The organism is Polaribacter gochangensis, assembly GCF_046224025.1.
Taxonomy (GTDB): Bacteria; Bacteroidota; Bacteroidia; order Flavobacteriales; family Flavobacteriaceae; genus Polaribacter; species Polaribacter gochangensis.
Genome location: NZ_JBJXRF010000004.1, coordinates 35,940 through 54,360, shown reverse-complemented (window position 1 = coordinate 54,360; position 18,421 = coordinate 35,940). Strand labels below are relative to the sequence as shown.

Annotated in this window: 16 protein-coding genes; 2 read left to right on the top strand and 14 right to left on the bottom strand. The window is 31.6% G+C overall.

All coding sequences use genetic code 11. The annotated features are described in order from the left end of the window. The first annotated feature begins 1 nt into the window (after position 1). Both ACEWL1_RS10620 and ACEWL1_RS10615 read left to right on the top strand, forming a co-directional pair. Entirely contained in the window at positions 2-412 is a 411-nt protein-coding gene (locus ACEWL1_RS10620; RefSeq protein ID WP_409233285.1) for a VOC family protein, read from the top strand. 83 nt (positions 413-495) lie between these two features. Further along, positions 496-1,326 (top strand): DNA/RNA non-specific endonuclease, encoded by an 831-nt coding sequence (locus ACEWL1_RS10615; protein ID WP_409233284.1) that lies wholly within the window; start codon positions 496-498, stop codon positions 1,324-1,326. Between the two features lie 47 nt (positions 1,327-1,373). Here the strand turns inward: ACEWL1_RS10615 and ACEWL1_RS10610 are convergent, their stop codons facing one another. From ACEWL1_RS10610 to ACEWL1_RS10545, 14 genes are all read right to left on the bottom strand, one after another. Beyond that, entirely contained in the window at positions 1,374-2,687 is a 1,314-nt protein-coding gene (locus ACEWL1_RS10610) for a dipeptidase (RefSeq protein ID WP_409233283.1), read from the bottom strand. 78 nt (positions 2,688-2,765) lie between these two features. Then, positions 2,766-4,313, bottom strand: coding sequence for a hypothetical protein (locus ACEWL1_RS10605; RefSeq protein ID WP_409233282.1), 1,548 nt, complete (start codon positions 4,311-4,313; stop codon positions 2,766-2,768). A gap of 6 nt (positions 4,314-4,319) precedes the next feature. Beyond that, complete coding sequence (fdhD, locus tag ACEWL1_RS10600; RefSeq protein WP_409233281.1) at positions 4,320-5,135, bottom strand: formate dehydrogenase accessory sulfurtransferase FdhD; 816 nt, start codon at positions 5,133-5,135, stop codon at positions 4,320-4,322. Beyond that, positions 5,122-7,836, bottom strand: coding sequence for a formate dehydrogenase subunit alpha (fdhF, locus tag ACEWL1_RS10595; protein ID WP_409233280.1), 2,715 nt, complete (start codon positions 7,834-7,836; stop codon positions 5,122-5,124). Before fdhF ends, fdhD begins: the two co-directional genes overlap by 14 nt. A gap of 4 nt (positions 7,837-7,840) precedes the next feature. After that, positions 7,841-9,466, bottom strand: a complete 1,626-nt coding sequence (locus ACEWL1_RS10590) for an NADH-ubiquinone oxidoreductase-F iron-sulfur binding region domain-containing protein (RefSeq protein ID WP_409233279.1) — start codon at positions 9,464-9,466, stop codon at positions 7,841-7,843. 277 nt (positions 9,467-9,743) lie between these two features. Continuing rightward, positions 9,744-10,922 (bottom strand): THUMP-like domain-containing protein, encoded by a 1,179-nt coding sequence (locus tag ACEWL1_RS10585; protein ID WP_409233278.1) that lies wholly within the window; start codon positions 10,920-10,922, stop codon positions 9,744-9,746. A 12-nt stretch (positions 10,923-10,934) separates the two neighbouring features. Then, positions 10,935-12,017 carry an AI-2E family transporter gene (locus tag ACEWL1_RS10580; protein ID WP_409233277.1) on the bottom strand — a complete coding sequence of 361 codons (1,083 nt, stop codon included), beginning with the start codon at positions 12,015-12,017 and terminating at the stop codon, positions 10,935-10,937. A gap of 16 nt (positions 12,018-12,033) precedes the next feature. Beyond that, on the bottom strand, positions 12,034-13,311 hold the full coding sequence (locus ACEWL1_RS10575; protein WP_409233276.1) for a hypothetical protein: 1,278 nt from the start codon (positions 13,309-13,311) through the stop codon (positions 12,034-12,036). Positions 13,312-13,345: 34 nt separating this feature from the next. After that, positions 13,346-14,005, bottom strand: a complete 660-nt coding sequence (locus tag ACEWL1_RS10570) for a pyridoxamine 5'-phosphate oxidase family protein (protein ID WP_409233275.1) — start codon at positions 14,003-14,005, stop codon at positions 13,346-13,348. Between the two features lie 2 nt (positions 14,006-14,007). Then, positions 14,008-14,526: a DinB family protein gene (locus tag ACEWL1_RS10565; protein WP_409233274.1), complete on the bottom strand. Its 519-nt coding sequence runs from the start codon at positions 14,524-14,526 to the stop codon at positions 14,008-14,010. 17 nt (positions 14,527-14,543) lie between these two features. Beyond that, entirely contained in the window at positions 14,544-15,410 is an 867-nt protein-coding gene (locus ACEWL1_RS10560; protein ID WP_409233273.1) for an RluA family pseudouridine synthase, read from the bottom strand. Further along, entirely contained in the window at positions 15,411-15,830 is a 420-nt protein-coding gene (locus ACEWL1_RS10555) for a VOC family protein (protein ID WP_409233272.1), read from the bottom strand. Positions 15,831-15,895: 65 nt separating this feature from the next. After that, positions 15,896-17,584 carry a gamma-glutamyltransferase gene (gene ggt, locus ACEWL1_RS10550; protein ID WP_409233271.1) on the bottom strand — a complete coding sequence of 563 codons (1,689 nt, stop codon included), beginning with the start codon at positions 17,582-17,584 and terminating at the stop codon, positions 15,896-15,898. A gap of 91 nt (positions 17,585-17,675) precedes the next feature. Next, positions 17,676-18,272, bottom strand: a complete 597-nt coding sequence (locus ACEWL1_RS10545; RefSeq protein ID WP_409233270.1) for an acyl carrier protein phosphodiesterase — start codon at positions 18,270-18,272, stop codon at positions 17,676-17,678. Between the last annotated feature and the right edge of the window lie 149 nt (positions 18,273-18,421).

Sequence of the window (18,421 nt, the reverse complement as noted above, 5' to 3'; positions counted from 1 at the left end):
TATGAATGCATTATTTCATTTGTCGTTGCCTTGCAAAGGAATAGAAAGTACAAAAAACTTCTATATAAATATTCTTGGTGCAAAATTAGGCAGAAATACAAATCAATGGTTAGATGTTGATTTGTACAACCATCAAATAACGTTTACAAAATCTGGGGATTTTAATTTTGCTTTTAAAAATTACAAATTTGAAGGCACAATTTTACCCTCTTTTCATTTTGGTGTAATTTTATCAAAAGAAATTTGGTCTAATCTTTATGAAAAACTGCACGCTTCTAAAACTATCTTCATTGAAAAAACAGCTTTTTTAAAAGATAAAAATGGAGAGCATATTTCGTTTTTTGTGAAAGATCCAAATGGATATGTTGTAGAGTTCAAACATTTTATAAAACAAGAAACCATATTTTCTTAATAATAAAAAGCCTTACAGTTTTGTAAGGTTTTTTTGTTTTTTTCAATGGCTCTTTTCTTATTTTTATCATCTATATTGTTCTAATGATAAAACGAATTCTTCTTTTTATATTGATTGTATTTTTATGTGTTGTTGCCTATTATTTTTATTCTAATGATAAAGGTGATATGAATGCGTTAAAAACAGAACAAAGACATCTAACTGTAGACTCAATTGTTCCTTTAAAAAAGGTTTTTGTCGATTTTATACAACCAGCTTCAACCCAAAATCAAATAGTAAATCATCTACAATACAGCTTTTCTTATAGCGAAAAAGATGAACAAGCTGAGTGGGCTGCGTATAAATTATTTAAAAATTCTATAAATGATTCAGTAAAAAGAAAAGATAATTTTAGAGAAGATTTACAAGTAGCAACAGGTTCTTCTACTTTAAAAGATTATAGGAATTCTGGTTATGACAGAGGACATTTAGCGCCAGCAAAAACAATGTCATTTAATGATTTAACGATGAGCGAAAGTTTTTATATGAGTAATATGAGTCCGCAAAACCCATCATTTAATAGAGGAATATGGAAAAAATTAGAGGAAGAAATACGAAGCTGGATTTCAATTAGCGATTCTTTATACGTTGTAACAGGTCCAGTTTTTAATAACCCTTTAGGTAGAATAGGAGAGAGCCAAGTTACAGTTCCTCGCTATTATTACAAGTCGATTATTAGGTTTCACAAAGAAGAACTATTTGGAATTGGATTTTTATTAAAAAACGAAAAATCAAATAGTAATGTATCTTCTTTTAGTGTTTCTATTGATAGTATTGAAAAAGTTACAGGGTTAAACTTTTTTCATCAACTAGATATCACTATTCAAAATCAATTAGAAAGCAATTCTAATTATCAATATTTTTTGCAAAAATAAAGCTCGTTTTTTAAAACGAGCTTTACATTATTTTATAAGGAAAGAGATTAAACTTCTTCTCCGTTTTGAATTTTTTGAGCAACTTCTTGCACTTTATCTAAAACTCTTAATAAGTTACCACTCCAAAGTTTTTCAATTTCTGCTTCCGTATATCCTCTTTTTACTAATTCTACAGTAACATTTAAAGTTTCTGATGCATCGTTCCATCCATCAACACCACCACCACCGTCAAAATCAGAACTGATTCCAACATGGTCAATTCCAATTTTCTTCACCATATAATCTATATGATCAACAAAATCAGCAACATTTACTGGATCAAATTTATCAGGATTTTCAGCCATTTTTTCTTGTGCTAATTTTCTGATTTTCATGTATTGTGCATAATAAGCTTCTTGTGCTTTTTCGTCTAATTTTCTAGCGTCTGCTCTAGACATCATTGTAAAGCCTTGCTCTTTAGCAATTTCTTCCATAAAAGCAGTAGCCGCCTTATTGTATGCCGCATGCTTCTCTGTATTTACATACGAATTAAATGCAACAGTTTGTACAACTCCACCGTTATCTTTAATCCAACCTAATTGCTCGTCATCTAAATTTCTACTGTGATTACATAAAGCTCTTGCAGAAGAATGTGAAGCAATTAATGGCGCTTTTGTTAACTCAATCATATCTTTCATAGATGCTTTAGATGGATGAGAAACATCAAGCATAATTCCCCATTTATTCATTTCTTTGATTACTTCTTTTCCTAAATCACTCACGCCACCATGCAACCATTTGTCATCTCTTTCTCCTGTGTTAGAATCACATAATTGACTGTGTCCGTTATGAGATAAAGACATGTACCTTGCTCCTAAATCATAAAATTCTTTTACTCTTTTTATATCTTTTCCAACAGGATATCCATTTTCGATACCAATCATTGCCACTTTTTTTCCTGATGCGTAAATTCTTCTTGCATCAGCAGAAGTAACAGCTAATTCAATTTGATCTGGAGCTATTTCTTTGGTAAGTTTATGAATTGCATCAAATTTTGAAATTGCATTTTTATATGCTTTGTCAAAACCTTCATCTGTTAAATCTCCTTGACCCGTATATACAATAAACCAAGAAACGTCTAATCCTCCAGCTATCATTTTAGGAAGATTTACTTGGTTTCCTAAATCTTGAGTGTAATTTTTTTCATCAGTAAAATTATTGACATTAATATCGTTATGAGTATCTAATGTCATCACTCTTTCGTGAATACCTTTCGCTTTTGCTAGTAATTCGGCAGACATAGTGTCATCATTTTTTTTGGTTTCTGTTTTACAAGAAACAATCAGTAGAAGCGACGCTACTAAAAGTTTTAAATTTTTCATGAAGTTAGTTTTTATTAGTTGAAATTTTTATAATCAATAAATATAAAATATTTTAAAGTCCTAAATTATATATAACTGTTAATTAGCTGTTAAAATGCTAAACCTGTAATTTACACCTACGTTTAAGCTTGTGCTATTTAAACGGCCACCGTTAGCTTTGACCCTACCGATAGAAGTTTTAAAGCTCAATTTATTATTTAACTGATAATTAAATCCGATGCTTGGTTTTATGATTAATCCTTGACCTGTACTAATATCACCACCGCCAGCGGCACCTGCTAAAAGTTGAGTAAAAACTTGAACTTTATTATTTAGCAACGAATTTGTTTGGTATCCAATTCCAACAATTCCTTCTGCATAAGCACCAGCGTTTCCAAAATTAGCAAATGAAGTATGACCCGCTAAGTATACATTTTTATTTAAAAACACATTTATTTGCATTGCAATTTGATGTAAATTTTCTGTTGGTTGTAACATTCTTTGTGCATTCAAATACAATTCTTGTCCGATAGAAACTTCTATTCCCTTAAACTTTGAAGAATTAAAATAGGTGTTATTTTTCTGTTTGATTCCTTGTTGATTTGCATAGTACTTTACACCAAAACTTAATGTTGAACTTGTAAAATGTTGATTTGGATTTAATAAATACCCTTTACTAATTGATAAATAAATGTTCTTATAGACTTTTTGTTCTAAAGAAATATCTGGATAAATTAAAATACCACCACCAGAATCTACGCCACCGCCACCGCCAGCTCCAATAGCAAATTTTGTTAGAATATTAGTGCTGTTTTTATTCATGGAAAACTGATAACCCGTTCCAATAAATAAATCCATGTATCCACCTTGAATTCCATGGAAAGCACCGTCAGCTCTAAAATATGCAAACCAATTATTGGAGAAATATGAAGTGATTTCAAACCCTGCTAAACGAATCGTTTTACCTTTTAATGAAGTGTAATCTGTTAATTGAGAATCTCCATATGGACTTAAATTATCTACATGAAATTGTAATGAAATCCGTTTTGAAAATTGATTCCACTTGGTGTTTTTTAATTTTTCTGTTGAAAAAGAGTGTTCTTTGTTTTTAAAAGGAACATAATCATATGATAAAGGAATTTGAATTCCTACTCTAAATTGATTGCTAGTAATATTTCCTTTGTCTATGAAGTTGATAGCACTATAACCCAACGTTGTTGAAATTTTTTTGAATTGATATCCAAAATTGAGATGCGGTAAAATAAATGCACCACCACCATCAGGAGCAGAAGCTCCGCCACCACCGCCAAAATGAAAACCCGCATCAATAAATAAATTTTTAGAAATATTTTTTTTAATTCCAAGATTCATTCCAAGTGTAAATAAGCCACCACGTTGCCCGTTTACAGAGCCATAAAAACCCAAACCAGCATATAAAGATTTGTTTATTAAAAGATTGTAATGTATTCCTGTTAAACCCATATTTATCTCAGGATTTCCATCTTCATCATTTGGCATTTTTACGGAAATATAATCTAAGTTCGCAAATCCGTTTTGTGTAAATTTAGTTGGAATGCTTTCTTTTTCTTGAGAAAACAGTACTTGTGAATAGGTACAAAATAATAGGAAAACAACTATTTTTTTCATTTAAAATTAGATAACTTTTGTTGGATTTGCATAAATAGTCATTTTATTAGTTCTGCTAAAACCAATTAAGCAAATTCCAAATTCTTTTGCATAATCGATAGCCAAACTAGAGCAAGCAGAAACAGCAACGATAATCCCGATTTTCGCAAAAAAAGCTTTTGAAACAATTTCGTAAGAAACTCTACCACTTACCAACATACAATATGCTTTTGATAATTTGTTGGTCTGAATGAGATCACCTACAACTTTATCAACTGCATTATGACGACCAATATCCTCTTTTAAAGAAAGGATTTCGTATTTTTTATTAAAAACGGCAGCAGCATGGCTTCCGCCAGTTTGTTTAAAAGTATCTTGTAAAGAAGTCATTTTTTTTGACATTTCTTTAATTTGATCCGAAGAAAATAATTGCTTGCTTTTTAATGTTTCACCTTTTAACTCGATGTCATCTAATTCTTGTTTTCCACAAATTCCGCAAGAAGAAACCGACAATAAGGTGCGTTTGTTTAAGTAGCCTTTTCCTAATTTTTTTTTCGGAATGTTGGTGTTTATAATCGAAAAACCGTTGCCTTCTTCTTTGATAATTTCAAAAATTAAATTCTCCTTTCCTTTGTAAATATCTTCTGCATACAACAAACCTCTTATCAACTCAAAATCATTTCCAGGAGTTCTCATCACCACCGTATAGGATTCATTATTAATGTTGATTTGCAAAGCAGCTTCTACAACGATTCCGTCAGAAACTTTTTGTTGTTTTTTGTTCGAAACAAGAATTCCTTCGTATTTGAAAAACGATTTATTTTTTAAATTATATTCGCTCAAAATCTACTGCTACAACTTTATATTCTGGTGTCATGGTTTCTTGATCTCCAACACTTCCAGTGATAATGTTAATAAATACTTCTGGTTGATGAAAAGTTGTTCTTAACACGCCACGTTTTACATTTTTTGAAAATTTAATCGGAATTTCTACACTTCCTCTATCAGAAAATATTCGAACTGTTTCGTTGTCTTCAATTCCTTTTCTAATCGCATCTTTTGGATGCACTTCTAACACGTCTTTTGCTAATATTTTCTGATTGTCGGTTCTGCGTGTCATCGTTCCAGAATTGTAATGCTCTAATTCTCTTCCTGTAGTTAAGATGAAAGGGAATTTTTTCCCATGTGTTGTTATTTCTGGTGATTCTTCAAAATCAAAATGATGAAAAGTTCCGATTCCTTTTTTAAAGGCACCATCAATATGTAACATTTTTGTATCGGTTCCATCTTCATTAATTGGCCATTGCAATCCATTTTCACCTAAACGTTCCCAAGATAAGCCTTTCATAAACGGAATTACATCAGCAATTTCTTCGATGACTTTTGCTGCGTCATAAGTCAATCCTGTTGGTTGGTCATAGCCCAAGCGACTCATCATATCAATAATAATTTGTCCGTCTGGTTTTGTGTTTCCAATTGGGTCAATTACTTTGTTGACGCGTTGCACTCTTCGTTCTCCGTTTGTAAAGGTTCCGTTTTTCTCAAAATAGGATGATGCTGGTAAAATAACATCCGCCATTTCTGTAGTTGCTGTCATAAATAATTCTTGAACAACAATCAAATCTACATTTTCAAATGCTTTGATACTATGATTGGTGTTTGGATCTGTCATAATCGTGTCTTCACCCATAATGTACAAAGCTTTAATTTTTCCATCAATTGCTGCATCTAGCATTTCTGGAATCTTTAAACCATTGGTAGTTGGCATGTTTTCAATACCATATTTATCAGCATAATATTGTTGAATGTCTAATTTTGTAACATCTAAATAACCAGCTCCTTGATGTGGTTGTACGCCCATATCTGCAGCTCCTTGTACATTGTTCTGACCTCTAAGCGGATTTAACCCAACACCACTTCTTCCAATATTACCTGTCATCATTGCTAGGTTAGAAAGTAGCATTACTGTTTTACTTCCTTGAAAATGCTCTGTTACTCCTAATCCATGAAACTCCATAGCTCTTTCTGCTTTTGCGTATGCGTGAGCAGCATTGCGAACCAATTCTTTGTCAACTCCGGTTAAGACAGAAAGTTCATCCATGTTTAAGTTTTCAACATGAGATTTAAATTCTTCGTATTTTTCTGTGAATGAGGTGATAAAGTTGTTATCAACTAAATTGTCTTTCACAATATAATGCGCCAGCATATTTAAAATTGCCACATTTGTTCCTGGTCTAATTTGTAAGTGATAATCGGCTAATTCGGCTAATTTTGTTTTGATAGGATCTACCACAATTGAGGTAACTCCTTTCATAAACGCTTGCTTAATTTTTGCTCCTGTTACTGGATGACCTTTAATCGGATTTGCTCCAAACATAAAGATTGCATCGGCTTGTTTTAAATCTTCAACAGAATTTGTGGCAGCTCCAGTTCCGAATGATTGTTGCATTCCCCAAGCAGTAGGAGCGTGGCAAACACGCGCACAACCATCAATATTATTGGTTCCAACAGCAACACGAATCATTTTTTGCATTAAATAATTCTCTTCGTTAGTAGCTCTTGATGATGAAATTCCACCAATCGAATCTGCTCCGTATTTATTTTTGATGTCAATTAATCTAGTTGCAATATAATCATAAGCTTCATCCCAAGTTACTTCTTCAAACTTGCCGTTTTTCTTTATCATCGGTTCGCGTAAACGCTCAGGATGATTGTAAAATTCAAAAGCAAATCGTCCTTTTAAACAGGTATGACCTTCATTAACTTCAGCAGTTTCTGGAGCTTGAATTCCTTTGATTTCTCCATCAATTACTGAAACGTCTAATTGACATCCAACTCCACAATAGGTACAGGTTGTTCTTACTGTTTTATCAGCAATTAGGGTTTTTGTTTCGTATTTATCTGTCAATGCTTCAGTCGGACACGTTTGTACACAGGCACCACAAGAAACACAAGCAGACTCGTCAAATGAAGTATCAAATCCTTTGATAATATTGGTGGCAAAACCACGCCCAGACATTCCTAAAATCATTTCTCCTTGAATTTCTTCACAAGCTCTAACACAACGAAAACAGTTGATACATTGTGATAAATCTGATTTTATATATGGATGCGCTCTGTCTACTTCAATATCCAAATGATTTGAACCTTCTGGATAACGTACATTCGGAATCCCGATTTGAGCAATCGTTTCTTGAAAAGGGGTTGCTTTTTTGTTTTCAGGAGGAAAGACTTTATCAGATGGGTAATCTGTTAAAACTAACTCCACAATATTTTTACGAAGGCGTTTCATTTTATCTGTATTGTGATAAATGTATACACCTTCTCCGACTGGAGTATGACAAGAAGCCATGGTTCTAGTTAGACCGTCTTTTTCACGAGCAACTTCTACTGAACAAACCCTACAAGAACCAAAATTTTCTAAACGATCATCTTGACACATGGTCGGAATTGCATCTTTATTGTTTTCAATTCTTCTTACAAAATCTAAAATGGTTTCTCCAGAATTAAATTCGTAGCCAATATTATTTATAAATGCTTTCATATTCCTAGTTGTTTGTAAAATATCCTTTTAATTCATCCTGAAAATACTGCAATGCGTTTTTTACAGGCAACGGAATTCCACCACCCAAAGCACATAAAGAACCAATTTCTAAGGTTTCTAATAAATCATCAAACAAAACCTTGTCTATTTTATAGTCAGAAGTTTGTGCTTTTTGTAACATTTCCATTCCTCTGTGTGAACCAATTCTACACGGATAACATTTACCGCAAGATTCATCCGCAGTAAACTCCATTAAATGTTCTAAAAACTTAATCATTGGAAAATCAACCGGAATCGATACAAAACTTGCATGCCCTAATAAAAAACCGTTGGTGTTTAACGATTCAAAATCTAAGGTTAATTCCTTCATTTTATGCAGGGGTACTATCCCGCCAAGCGGACCACCAATTTGTAATCCTTTTACTTCGGATTTAAATCCGCCACCAAAATCATCAAAAATAGTTTGTAAAGGCGTTCCCATTTCTATTTCATACATTCCTGGTGTTTTAAAAAAACTATCTAACGAAACTAATTTTGTTCCTGTAGATTGTCCTTTTCCTAAGGCAGCATAAGCTTCTCCGCCATTTTCTAAAATCCAATGAATGTTGGCAAATGTTTCTACATTACTTAATACTGTCGGTTTTCCATATAAACCATATTGTGCTGGATATGGTGGACGAACACGAACTTCTGGTCGTAATCCTTCAATAGAACTTAATAATGCGGTTTCTTCTCCACAAACATAAGAACCTTGTCCGCGAATAATTTTAAATCTAAAATCTCCGATTAAATTTTTGTCTTTGATTTCTTGTATTGCTTCATCAACAATTCTGATAGAATCTGGATATTCTCCACGGATATATAAAACACCAGTGTTTGCACCAACTGTTAAACCAGCCATGTACATTCCGAACAACACTTTGTGCGGTTGATGTTCCATTAAATACATATCAGAAAACGCTCCTGGATCACCTTCATCAGCATTACAGACAATGTACTTTTGTTTATTGTTTTCTTTTATAACGGCATCTAACTTGAACCAAAACGGAAAACCTGCACCACCACGACCTCTTAAGTTTGATGTTTTTAATTGCTGAATGACATTTTGAGAATTCTCTTTATGTTTTTCTGCTAATTGATAAAAGGCAGCAACATTATCTATTTTTGAAGTTAAAATAGGCGTTGTATTAGCTGCTACTTTATAGTCATTTATTTGATACTTTTTATTCTTAATGATGTTTTCTACTTCTTCAGCAGAGGAAGCATTATAGGTTTTGTCATCATACATAAATGCATTGTTAGTATGACATCTACCAACACAAGCTGCGTGACCAATTTGATCTGAACTAAAATGCTTTTCTAAATTTTTATTTAGATCGTTTTGAGAATTAGCCACCATACAAGCCGTTCCAGAACAAACATGTACTTTTTTATTTTTATTGGTTTCTCTTGTGAAATCGTAAAAAGTACTTGTTCCTAAAACTACAGAATCATCAACCATAAAGGATTTTGCAAGCTCTTGAAGTTCTTCTTTAGAGTTTTCTTTTTGTGATGCTTTTGCGATGTTTTCAAATAGATTTTCTTCTAATTCTTTTCTAGATGATAACGTTCTAATATTTTTATTTGCCATGCTTTGTTTTATAAAAGCCTAAATTTAATAAAATATTACAACTAAGAAGAATACTAAACTACTTTTATGTGTTGTTTTATTAAGGATTTTTTAAAAACAAAAAAAGCCTTGAAAAAATTCAAGGCTTTCAGCATGTTTTATACCCCTAAAAATAAAACATACCGTTTATTGAAATTATGATGAACATAATCTATAGCAAATATAACGAATAAACTTGCTGAATATTTGCAAGTTGCTTATTTTGAGTGAGAAGCAATTGTTTTTTGATAAAAAACTGTTAAAAAACTTGTGAACAAACGAGCACTTTTAGTTTTTCATTTTTTAAGGTTGTAAAAAATAAATACGAAGAACCACCCTCTTTAATCTTTGTTTTTTTTCTGATTTGAGCAACAGTTTCAGGAAAATTTCTGGTAGTTATATTTGCTTTATTTTCTTTTAAATATTTTTTAATTTCTTTTTTACTGTACGGACAACTATTCTCTACCAAAAAAGTTCTTCCAGGAAATTCAATTAAATTATCAGAAGTATATAAATGAGAATGTGGATGTAATTTTTCTACATTAAACTGTGCACTTATTTCATGAAACCCTCCCGATTTTAAAATGGCAGAATTTGGTTCGTATACATATTTTTTTGGTTCAGAATATTCTGACGTGTTGTTTTTAAGATATTGATAATCAAACTTTTGAGTTAAATTTTTAGTATAATTAATTGTTTTTATTTGAATGCTTTCTTTGTAGTGTTTTTCTAATACAAACAGTAATTCTTTAACTTCATTCTGTACAGCTACAATATGAATTTCTTTGACAAAACGCAATTCTTCTATGGTTTTTGAAATGTCTAGAATCGGTGAATTCTTAATGAGTATGTTATTAGATTTAGAAAATAATAAGTCTAGATTCTCAGGAACATTTGGCAAACAGTCCTTAAGTAAAAATACTTTTTTATGAACAGAATCTCGCCTTGAAGGATCGATATAAATCCAATCATATTTTTCTAAAGAATTTTTTAAATAAACAATTCCGTTTCCAGAAATTAACTCAATCCCCTCAATATTAAATTGTTGATAATTGTTGTTAACAATTGTTGATAAGTTAGTATCTAATTCACAGTGAGTTACGTTTTTGGTTTTTTTAGCGAAATAGTACGTGTCTACACCAAATCCACCTGTGATATCAATGACAGAATCTCCTGTTATTATTGATGATTTGTACTTTGCAGTAACTTCTGAGGATGTTTGTTCTATATGAACTTTTGCAGGATAATAGATGTTTTTTGTTTTGAACCAAGTTGGTAGTTTTTTCTCACATTTTTTCTTAGAAACGATTTGAGTTGCTAATTCTTGAACAGAAACAGATTTAAACGGACTTCCTTTAAATAACAGTTTTGAAATATCTGTATTTAAATGATCAGAAATAAATTGTTGTACATCTGGATGTAGAATAGCTGGATTCAAAAAAAGAGTATTTTAAATATCTTTTGTTAGTGATTTAACAATTTTATTGTCTGCTAAAAATTCTTTTAAGATTACTTTTAACGCAGTATACATTGGTACAGCAGTTATCATTCCAACAATACCAAATAACAACCCTCCAATAATAATAATCAAGAAAATTTCTAAGGGATGTGATTTTGTTGTTTTAGAAAAGATAATTGGTTGACTAAAGAAATTATCTACAATTTGGGCGATAAAATAACCAATCATTACATACAAAGTAGTTGGTAATATTTCTGTTTGAAAATCTTGCCCTAAATTACTAGACATCGATAATAAGAACATTATTATTGCGCCTATCATTGGACCGATGTACGGAATTAAATTTAACAATGCACATAAAAAAGCAATGACAATTGCATTGTTAATGCCAAAAATTAATAAGGTAATTGTATAGAAAATAAACAGAATTGATATTTGTAACACCAAACCAATGAAATATCTTGATAATAAATTGTTGATGATTTCTGTAGATTTTGAAAACTTATTTTCACTTCTTTTAGGTAAAATTGTAAGAATAGCGTTCATTAACAACTGACTGTCTTTCATAAAGAAAAATGAAATAAACAGCACTGAAAATAGCCCAACACTTAAAGTTCCTAAAGCGCTTGCAACAGAATTTAATAAATTAGGAATTGCTTGAAATCCGGATAAAAAATCAACATTTTTTAATTCTGATAATAGATTGATGTTTTTGGTTGCAAAATATCGATCTACTTGATTTATTACATCTTGTAAATTTTGTTGCAGTTTTTCTGTGTGTAATAACGACAAACTTTCGCCTTGTTCTATCACTAGCGGAATAAACATTCTGATAATTCCGACAAGTAAACTCACTAAAATTACCATGGTTGCAATTACTGCAATTGTATTTGGAAACTTTAATCTACGTTTTAAAAACCGAATGATTGGTCTGGAAATTAAGGAAATTACCGCAGCGATAATTACATAAATAATTACAGACTGGATTAAATATAAAAAGTAGAGTAGAAGTGCAATTCCTATAATAATTGCAATTGCTCTTAAAATTCCGTTTGAGATATTTTTCGAATTCATGGTATAAATATAACTTTTAATTATAAGCTTTAACTTCACCCATGCTTAATTTTCTTCCTCCAGTGAAGGTGTGACTTTTTGGTAATAATGTTCCAGATGTTGTTGTAAACCAATCATCCCAAGTTGCAGGTACTTGATCCATTTTCATGCTAGGAACTGTCATTAAATATTGTATTGGTAAAAAAGCATCATTTAAAATCCAGATATAAGAATCTCCGGGTGTAGATCCACCAGTTGTATATTTTACTTTTAAAGCTGCTTTTCCATCAATTTTTACAAGGTTTCTAATTATTCCGTCTTCAAAAAGTTTATGTGGAGCAACTAGCCAAAAACTATCATTATTAAACATTGATTCTGCTCTTTTAACTAATTTTTCTTTGTCTTCCGAACTTTCTTTTCCGTCAACAAATAAGGTGCTTTTTTCTAAATTATTTGGATGTAAAATCACTTTGTTTTTATCCCAATTTACATCTACAATATGTTCTTTTTTGTCCCATTTGTAAGATCTTCTTCCGCCAAAACTCCATTCTATATAGCGTGTTTTTTTGTACGCTTCATGTTTAATTGTATTTAGAATTTTATGTGCTAATGCGTCTGCTTTTGGATTGGATGCTTTTACATCTCCCATGTCTAATTCCATTCCAAATAAACTCAATTTGTGTTTTGTTGGCAATTGAAATCCAGCTTCGGTTTTTTTCCAATCGTTCCAAGAAGCTTCAATTCCTCCAATCGGAATACTACTTGTCCACATTTTAAAACTTGTTGGAAAACCCTCTTCATTTAAAATCCATAAATACGAATCTCCAGGCGTTGATCCGCCAGTAGTGTACGTAATAAGCAACGCATCTTTGTCGTTGTGTTTTACAATGTTTCTTTCTACGCCGGCATCAAAAATTTTAAACGGAGCTACCAACCAAAAACTTTCATTATTAAAAAAATCAGTTGCTTGTTGAATTAATTGTTGATTTTCGGTTTTGCTATCTGAAACAAATACTTCAGATTTTTCTGGTTGCTTTGTGTGTAAAACCACTTTATTATTATCCCAAGAAACTTCAACAATGTTTTCAGGTTTATGCCATTTGTAAAAATGTTTTCCTCTAAAACTCCATTTTAAAACTTCTGTTTTTTTATACGCTTCGTAGTTTAAAGCTTTCATCATTTTAGAAGCTAAAGCTTCGGCTTTTTCACCTTTAATTCCGGTAGGTAAACTTTCATTATTTACTACATAAAAAAGGGCACCAACTATAATTAGCAGCGCCAAAATTATTCCTATTGCTTTTAAAACTTTTTTCATTGAACAGTAAATTTCTTAGAAAGCTAATTTACTATTATTTATTTGCATTATAGAATTCTAGTATGTGTTTTGGAATTTCAACTCCATCAATTAATTTATCGTCAGAAATTGGAGACCCTGCCACTTGTTTTATTGGCACAATTCCTGCCCAAATTGGCAACTCATAATCTTCGGGTTCGTCAGCAACTCCAACATCTCTAATTTTTGCGGATGCAGTTTCAATTGTAAATTCTACCACCAAAGTTCTATCTAATTCTTTTTGATACATTGTTCTTAAAGAATCCCAACGATTTGGCACCATTTGATTTACAATCCAACCAAGAATTTCTGTTTTTTCTGCATCATTTTCAATCTTTTTTAAACTTCCAAAAAGTGTTGCAGATCTGTAATTTACAGAATGATGTAATCCAGAACGCGCTAAAACTAATCCGTCTAAATGCATTACAGTTATTGAGGTTTTTTCACTTTCTAAAATGGATAATAACATTCTGTTTGCGGTTGAACCGTGAATATAAATTTTATCATTTCTTCTTGTGTATGCCATCGGAATTGTAATGGGCTTTCCGTCATAAATATAACCAACGTAACATAAAAAACCAGCGTCTAAAATGGTGTTGATTTTCTCAACATCATAGGTTGCTCTAATCTGACCTCGTTTTACACGGTTTAATTTTGATTTAGAATACTCTTTCATTTTTATAAGTAACGTTCTTTAATAATGTTTGTATGATGAACATCATGACCCAAAACTATAAATGCAGCAGCTCTTGCAGAAACATTCCCGCCATTTGCACTACCAACAAATGCTAAGTTTTTTTCTGACAAGCTTTTTAATAATGAAATAGAATAATTTCTGTTTGATGAGAATTCTTCAAGAATTTGTGCTTTTGTTTTTGAATTTGCTTCTGAAGGAGTGATATACACATCTTGATCAAATCCAGCCAATTCGGTACTGTCGTTTCTAGCAATTCTAAAACAACGATACATAAAAATACGTTCTGTGTCTATTAGGTGCTGAATAACCTCAATAATGCTCCATTTTTCGGGTTGATAACGATATGTCATTTTATCATTAGGAATGGATTTGATAAAATCTTCCATCATCTTTTTACCTTTATAATAACCATCTAATAATTCAGTGTTACCATCTAGTAAACCAATATAACTTTCGTAATATTCATTGTATTCTGCTTTTTTAATTTCTGATTTTATCATTGTATTTTTTTTGATTGTTAATTTTGATTTGTAAAAATCTTCTTAAATTTTTTAGGTAATTCTTTTGAAATTGATATTTCTTTTTGTGTAAAAGGATGTGTAAATTCTAATGTAGAAGCGTGTAAATACAAACCATTTCCTTTTAAAATAAAATCAGGGTTTCCGTATTCTTTATCGCCTAAAATTTGATTTCCAAATGCTGATAAATGAATTCTTAATTGATGTTTTCTTCCTGTTTTTGGAGTTAGTTTTACCAAATTTAAAAACCCAAATCGTTTTGAAGGAACGGTTTCTATTACTTCAAAAACAGTTTCAGATTCTTTGTTTTCAATCGGGTTGTTAATGTTTCCATATGATTTCATTTCACCAATACAAATGGCGTAATATGTTTTTTGAATCTCCTTGTTTTCAAACAACTTACTTAATGTGTGTATTGATGAACTTGTTTTTCCGATTAACAAAACTCCAGAAGTCGGATAATCTAACCGGTGAATGGGTTGCGGTTTTACAGCATCAATTTGATTGCTTTTTTGCAGGTTTTGGGTCAAAGCATTTGCAATAGTTACAAATTTATTTCCGCTGACTACAATTCCTGATGGTTTGTAAATAATGGCTAAATAATCATCTTCAAACAACACTTCTAACGGAAGTTCTAATCGTTTAAAATCAGTTGATTTTTCAGTTGAAAATAATTCAATAATTTCTCCGCCATGAATATAAAGTGCGGTAGAAGCCAACTTTCCGTTTACAAAAACCAGTTCTTTTTTGATGGCTTTTTTAATTCCAGATTTTGTGGGAATTGTATTAAAAATACCAACGGCATATTCTTGTAACCGAATCGGGGTTTCTAATTCTAAAGCAATATGAGTTTCTGTGAGTTGCATTTATTTTGCAAACAACTGACTCATGTCTTTAAAAGCTTTAAACTCTAAAGCATTATTTTCTGGATCATTAAAAAACATAGTTGCTTGTTCTCCTACTTTTCCTTGAAAACGAATTGTTGGTTCTATTACAAATTGAGTATTTGCTGCTTTTAATCTTTTTGATAAATCTTGCCAATCATCCCAAGTTAATACCACGCCAAAATGCGGAACAGGAACATCGTGTCCATCTACAGGATTTGTATTTGATTCTTCTTTAAAAACTCCATCTTTTTGATGAATTACTAGTTGATGTCCGAAGAAATTAAAATCTACCCAAGATTCAGAACTTCTTCCTTCTGTACATTGTAAAACATCTCTATAAAATGCTCTACATTTTTCTAAATTTTGTACGGGAATTGCTAAGTGAAATGGTTGTGTCATTATTTAAGGTTCAAAGGTTCAAAGGTTCAAAGGTTCAAAGTTGTAAATTGATCATTGTTAATTGATTAAAATCCAACTGCAGCATCATCTCCACGAGGATCTGCGCCACCTTCTAATTTTCCGTTTGGCAATACTAAAATTGCATCAACTCTACCAATAATTAAGGAGTTTCTTTCAATGATTTCGTATCCTAATTTCTTTAAATTTGCTTTGGTAATACTATCAAATCCGTTTGGTTCCATTCTAACATTGTCTGGCATCCATTGGTGGTGAAAACGTGCTTTGTTTACAGATTCTTGCATTCCCATATTATAATCGATAACATTAACAATGTTTTGTACCACAGAAGTAATAATTGTAGAACCTCCAGGAGTTCCAACAACCATTCTTAGCTTCCCATCTTTTTCAACAATAGTCGGAGTCATAGAACTCAACATTCTTTTTTCTGGAGCAATTTCATTTGCAGTAGAGCCTAATAAACCAAAAACATTTGGCACGCCAGGTTTTGCACTAAAATCATCCATTTCGTTATTTAAGAAAAATCCAGCACCTTTAACCAATACTTTAGAACCGTAACCTGTATTTAAAGTTGTAGTAACAGAAACTGAATTTCCAAACTGATCGATGATAGAGTAATGTGTTGTTTGATCGCTTTCGTGCCCTAAGATTTTTCCATTAGAAACATCTGATGATTTTGTTGCTTTGTCCCAAGAAAAAGTACTCATTCTTCTTTTAATATACGAATCTGCAATTAAACTATCTGTTGGTACATTTACAAAATCAATATCACCTAAATAATGTGCTCTATCTGCGTACGATCTACGTTCTGCTTCTGTTAATAATTGTACATATTTTGTTGAGTTGTGTTTGATGTTTGTTAAATCATAAGGTTCAATCGATTTTAAAATTTGTGCTATACAAATTCCGCCACTTGCAGGCAATGTCATCGAAATAATTTTATGACCTTTATAAGTAAACTCAATTGGTTTACGCCAAACAGCAGTGTATTTTGCCAAGTCTTCTAAAGAAATAATTCCGCCTAATTCTTTCACATAATTCACAAATAATTCTGCGGTTTTTCCTTTATAAAATCCATCTTGACCGTTGTCTCTAATTCTTTCTAGAGTTTGTGCTAATTCTTCTTGTTGTAATAAATCTCCTTCTTTCCATTCTCTATCAAACAAAATTTTATAATTGTTTGCTTTTTCAAAACGTTTACGTGTTCCGTTTAAAGCACTTGCTTGTTTTTTTGTAACTTTAAAACCGTTTCTTGCCATGTCGATTGACGGCTGAATCAATTCTTCAAAAGGTAAACTTCCAAGTTTGTTATATACTTCAAAAATTCCTGCAATAGTTCCAGGAACTCCAACAGAATGTACTCCGAAACTACTTTTGCCCGGAATTACATTTCCTTCTTTATCCAAATACATATCTCGGCTCGCCGTTAAAGGTGCTTTCTCTCTAAAATCTAACGCTCCAGTTTTTCCATCATTTGCTCTGTAAACCATAAATCCGCCACCGCCAATATTTCCAGCAACCGGATACACAACAGCTAAAGCCAATTGCGTTGCAACCATTGCGTCATAGGCATTTCCTCCTTTTTTTAGAATGTCAGATCCGATTTGAGAAGCTTCTACACGTGCAGAAACAACCATTGCTTTTTCGGCAATTAAACCTGTAATTTTAGCTTCGTTTTTATCTGTACAATTTGCAAATAGAATTGCTATGAATAGGATTGAAAGTAATTTTTTCATGATGTATTTGTTAATTTTGATTGAGTTCTTTTAGTTTTTGGTTGGAAAAGATACGTAAATCTTTAAATAATGACGAATTATGGATTACGAATTACGTGATTGTTGAGATTTCTTTTAATTTTTGCTTAGAAAATAATCGCAAATCTTCAAAGAAAAGTGTAAAATCTTCTTCAAATTCTTGGTGTAAGTTTTCTAAATCTTCAATGGCAAAACGCATTAGAGATTTTTGTTTGGTTCTATTGTCCATTCCGTTTAGCACAACTTTAATTCCTTCTGTAAATTGATAATTGTACAACCAATTATGTTCTACCATAAAAGGTAATAAATGTTTTGTTTTTTTTGGAAGAATTTCATAATTATCTTGTAGTAATGTATAAACGTTTTGTGCAAATGTTTTTAACGGAATATCAGCATACAACTGCCAGTTTTTTGCCAAATAATGATCGTAAAAAATATCAATAATTACGCCTTTATAATGCCTGTATCTTGGGTGTAATCTGCGTTTGCTTTTGCGCACAATTTTATGTGCATCGGTAAACGTGTCTATTTCTCGGTGGAATAAAATTCCTTTTTGAATCTCTGGATGCAAATGTGTAAAGTTATTTCCCGGAATATGATCTGCAATAAAATTACCAATTAAAATATTGGTGTTATTTTCTGATAAATATAAGTGTGCTAGGAAATTCATTGAAGTAAATGTAAGCAAAAATAATTGTCATTTTGAGCGAAATGAAATGAAGTCGAAAAATCTACTTGATAAGATTCCACCGTTTCAGTCGGAATGACAGTATAGTTAATTAAACGAAGAGGTTATCAAAAAAAACCACAACTAAAAGT

Excerpts from the sequence above, each read along its gene's own strand:
- ACEWL1_RS10620 (WP_409233285.1), top strand. The coding sequence starts at position 2 with ATGAATGCATTATTTCATTTGTCGTTGCCTTGCAAAGGAATAGAAAGT.
- ACEWL1_RS10615 (WP_409233284.1), top strand. The coding sequence starts at position 496 with ATGATAAAACGAATTCTTCTTTTTATATTGATTGTATTTTTATGTGTT.
- ACEWL1_RS10610 (WP_409233283.1), bottom strand. The coding sequence starts at position 2,687 with ATGAAAAATTTAAAACTTTTAGTAGCGTCGCTTCTACTGATTGTTTCT.
- ACEWL1_RS10605 (WP_409233282.1), bottom strand. The coding sequence starts at position 4,313 with ATGAAAAAAATAGTTGTTTTCCTATTATTTTGTACCTATTCACAAGTA.
- fdhF (WP_409233280.1), bottom strand. The coding sequence starts at position 7,836 with ATGAAAGCATTTATAAATAATATTGGCTACGAATTTAATTCTGGAGAA.
- ACEWL1_RS10590 (WP_409233279.1), bottom strand. The coding sequence starts at position 9,466 with ATGGCAAATAAAAATATTAGAACGTTATCATCTAGAAAAGAATTAGAA.
- ACEWL1_RS10580 (WP_409233277.1), bottom strand. The coding sequence starts at position 12,017 with ATGAATTCGAAAAATATCTCAAACGGAATTTTAAGAGCAATTGCAATT.
- ACEWL1_RS10575 (WP_409233276.1), bottom strand. The coding sequence starts at position 13,311 with ATGAAAAAAGTTTTAAAAGCAATAGGAATAATTTTGGCGCTGCTAATT.
- ACEWL1_RS10570 (WP_409233275.1), bottom strand. The coding sequence starts at position 14,005 with ATGAAAGAGTATTCTAAATCAAAATTAAACCGTGTAAAACGAGGTCAG.
- ACEWL1_RS10565 (WP_409233274.1), bottom strand. The coding sequence starts at position 14,526 with ATGATAAAATCAGAAATTAAAAAAGCAGAATACAATGAATATTACGAA.
- ACEWL1_RS10560 (WP_409233273.1), bottom strand. The coding sequence starts at position 15,410 with ATGCAACTCACAGAAACTCATATTGCTTTAGAATTAGAAACCCCGATT.
- ACEWL1_RS10555 (WP_409233272.1), bottom strand. The coding sequence starts at position 15,830 with ATGACACAACCATTTCACTTAGCAATTCCCGTACAAAATTTAGAAAAA.
- ggt (WP_409233271.1), bottom strand. The coding sequence starts at position 17,584 with ATGAAAAAATTACTTTCAATCCTATTCATAGCAATTCTATTTGCAAAT.
- ACEWL1_RS10545 (WP_409233270.1), bottom strand. The coding sequence starts at position 18,272 with ATGAATTTCCTAGCACACTTATATTTATCAGAAAATAACACCAATATT.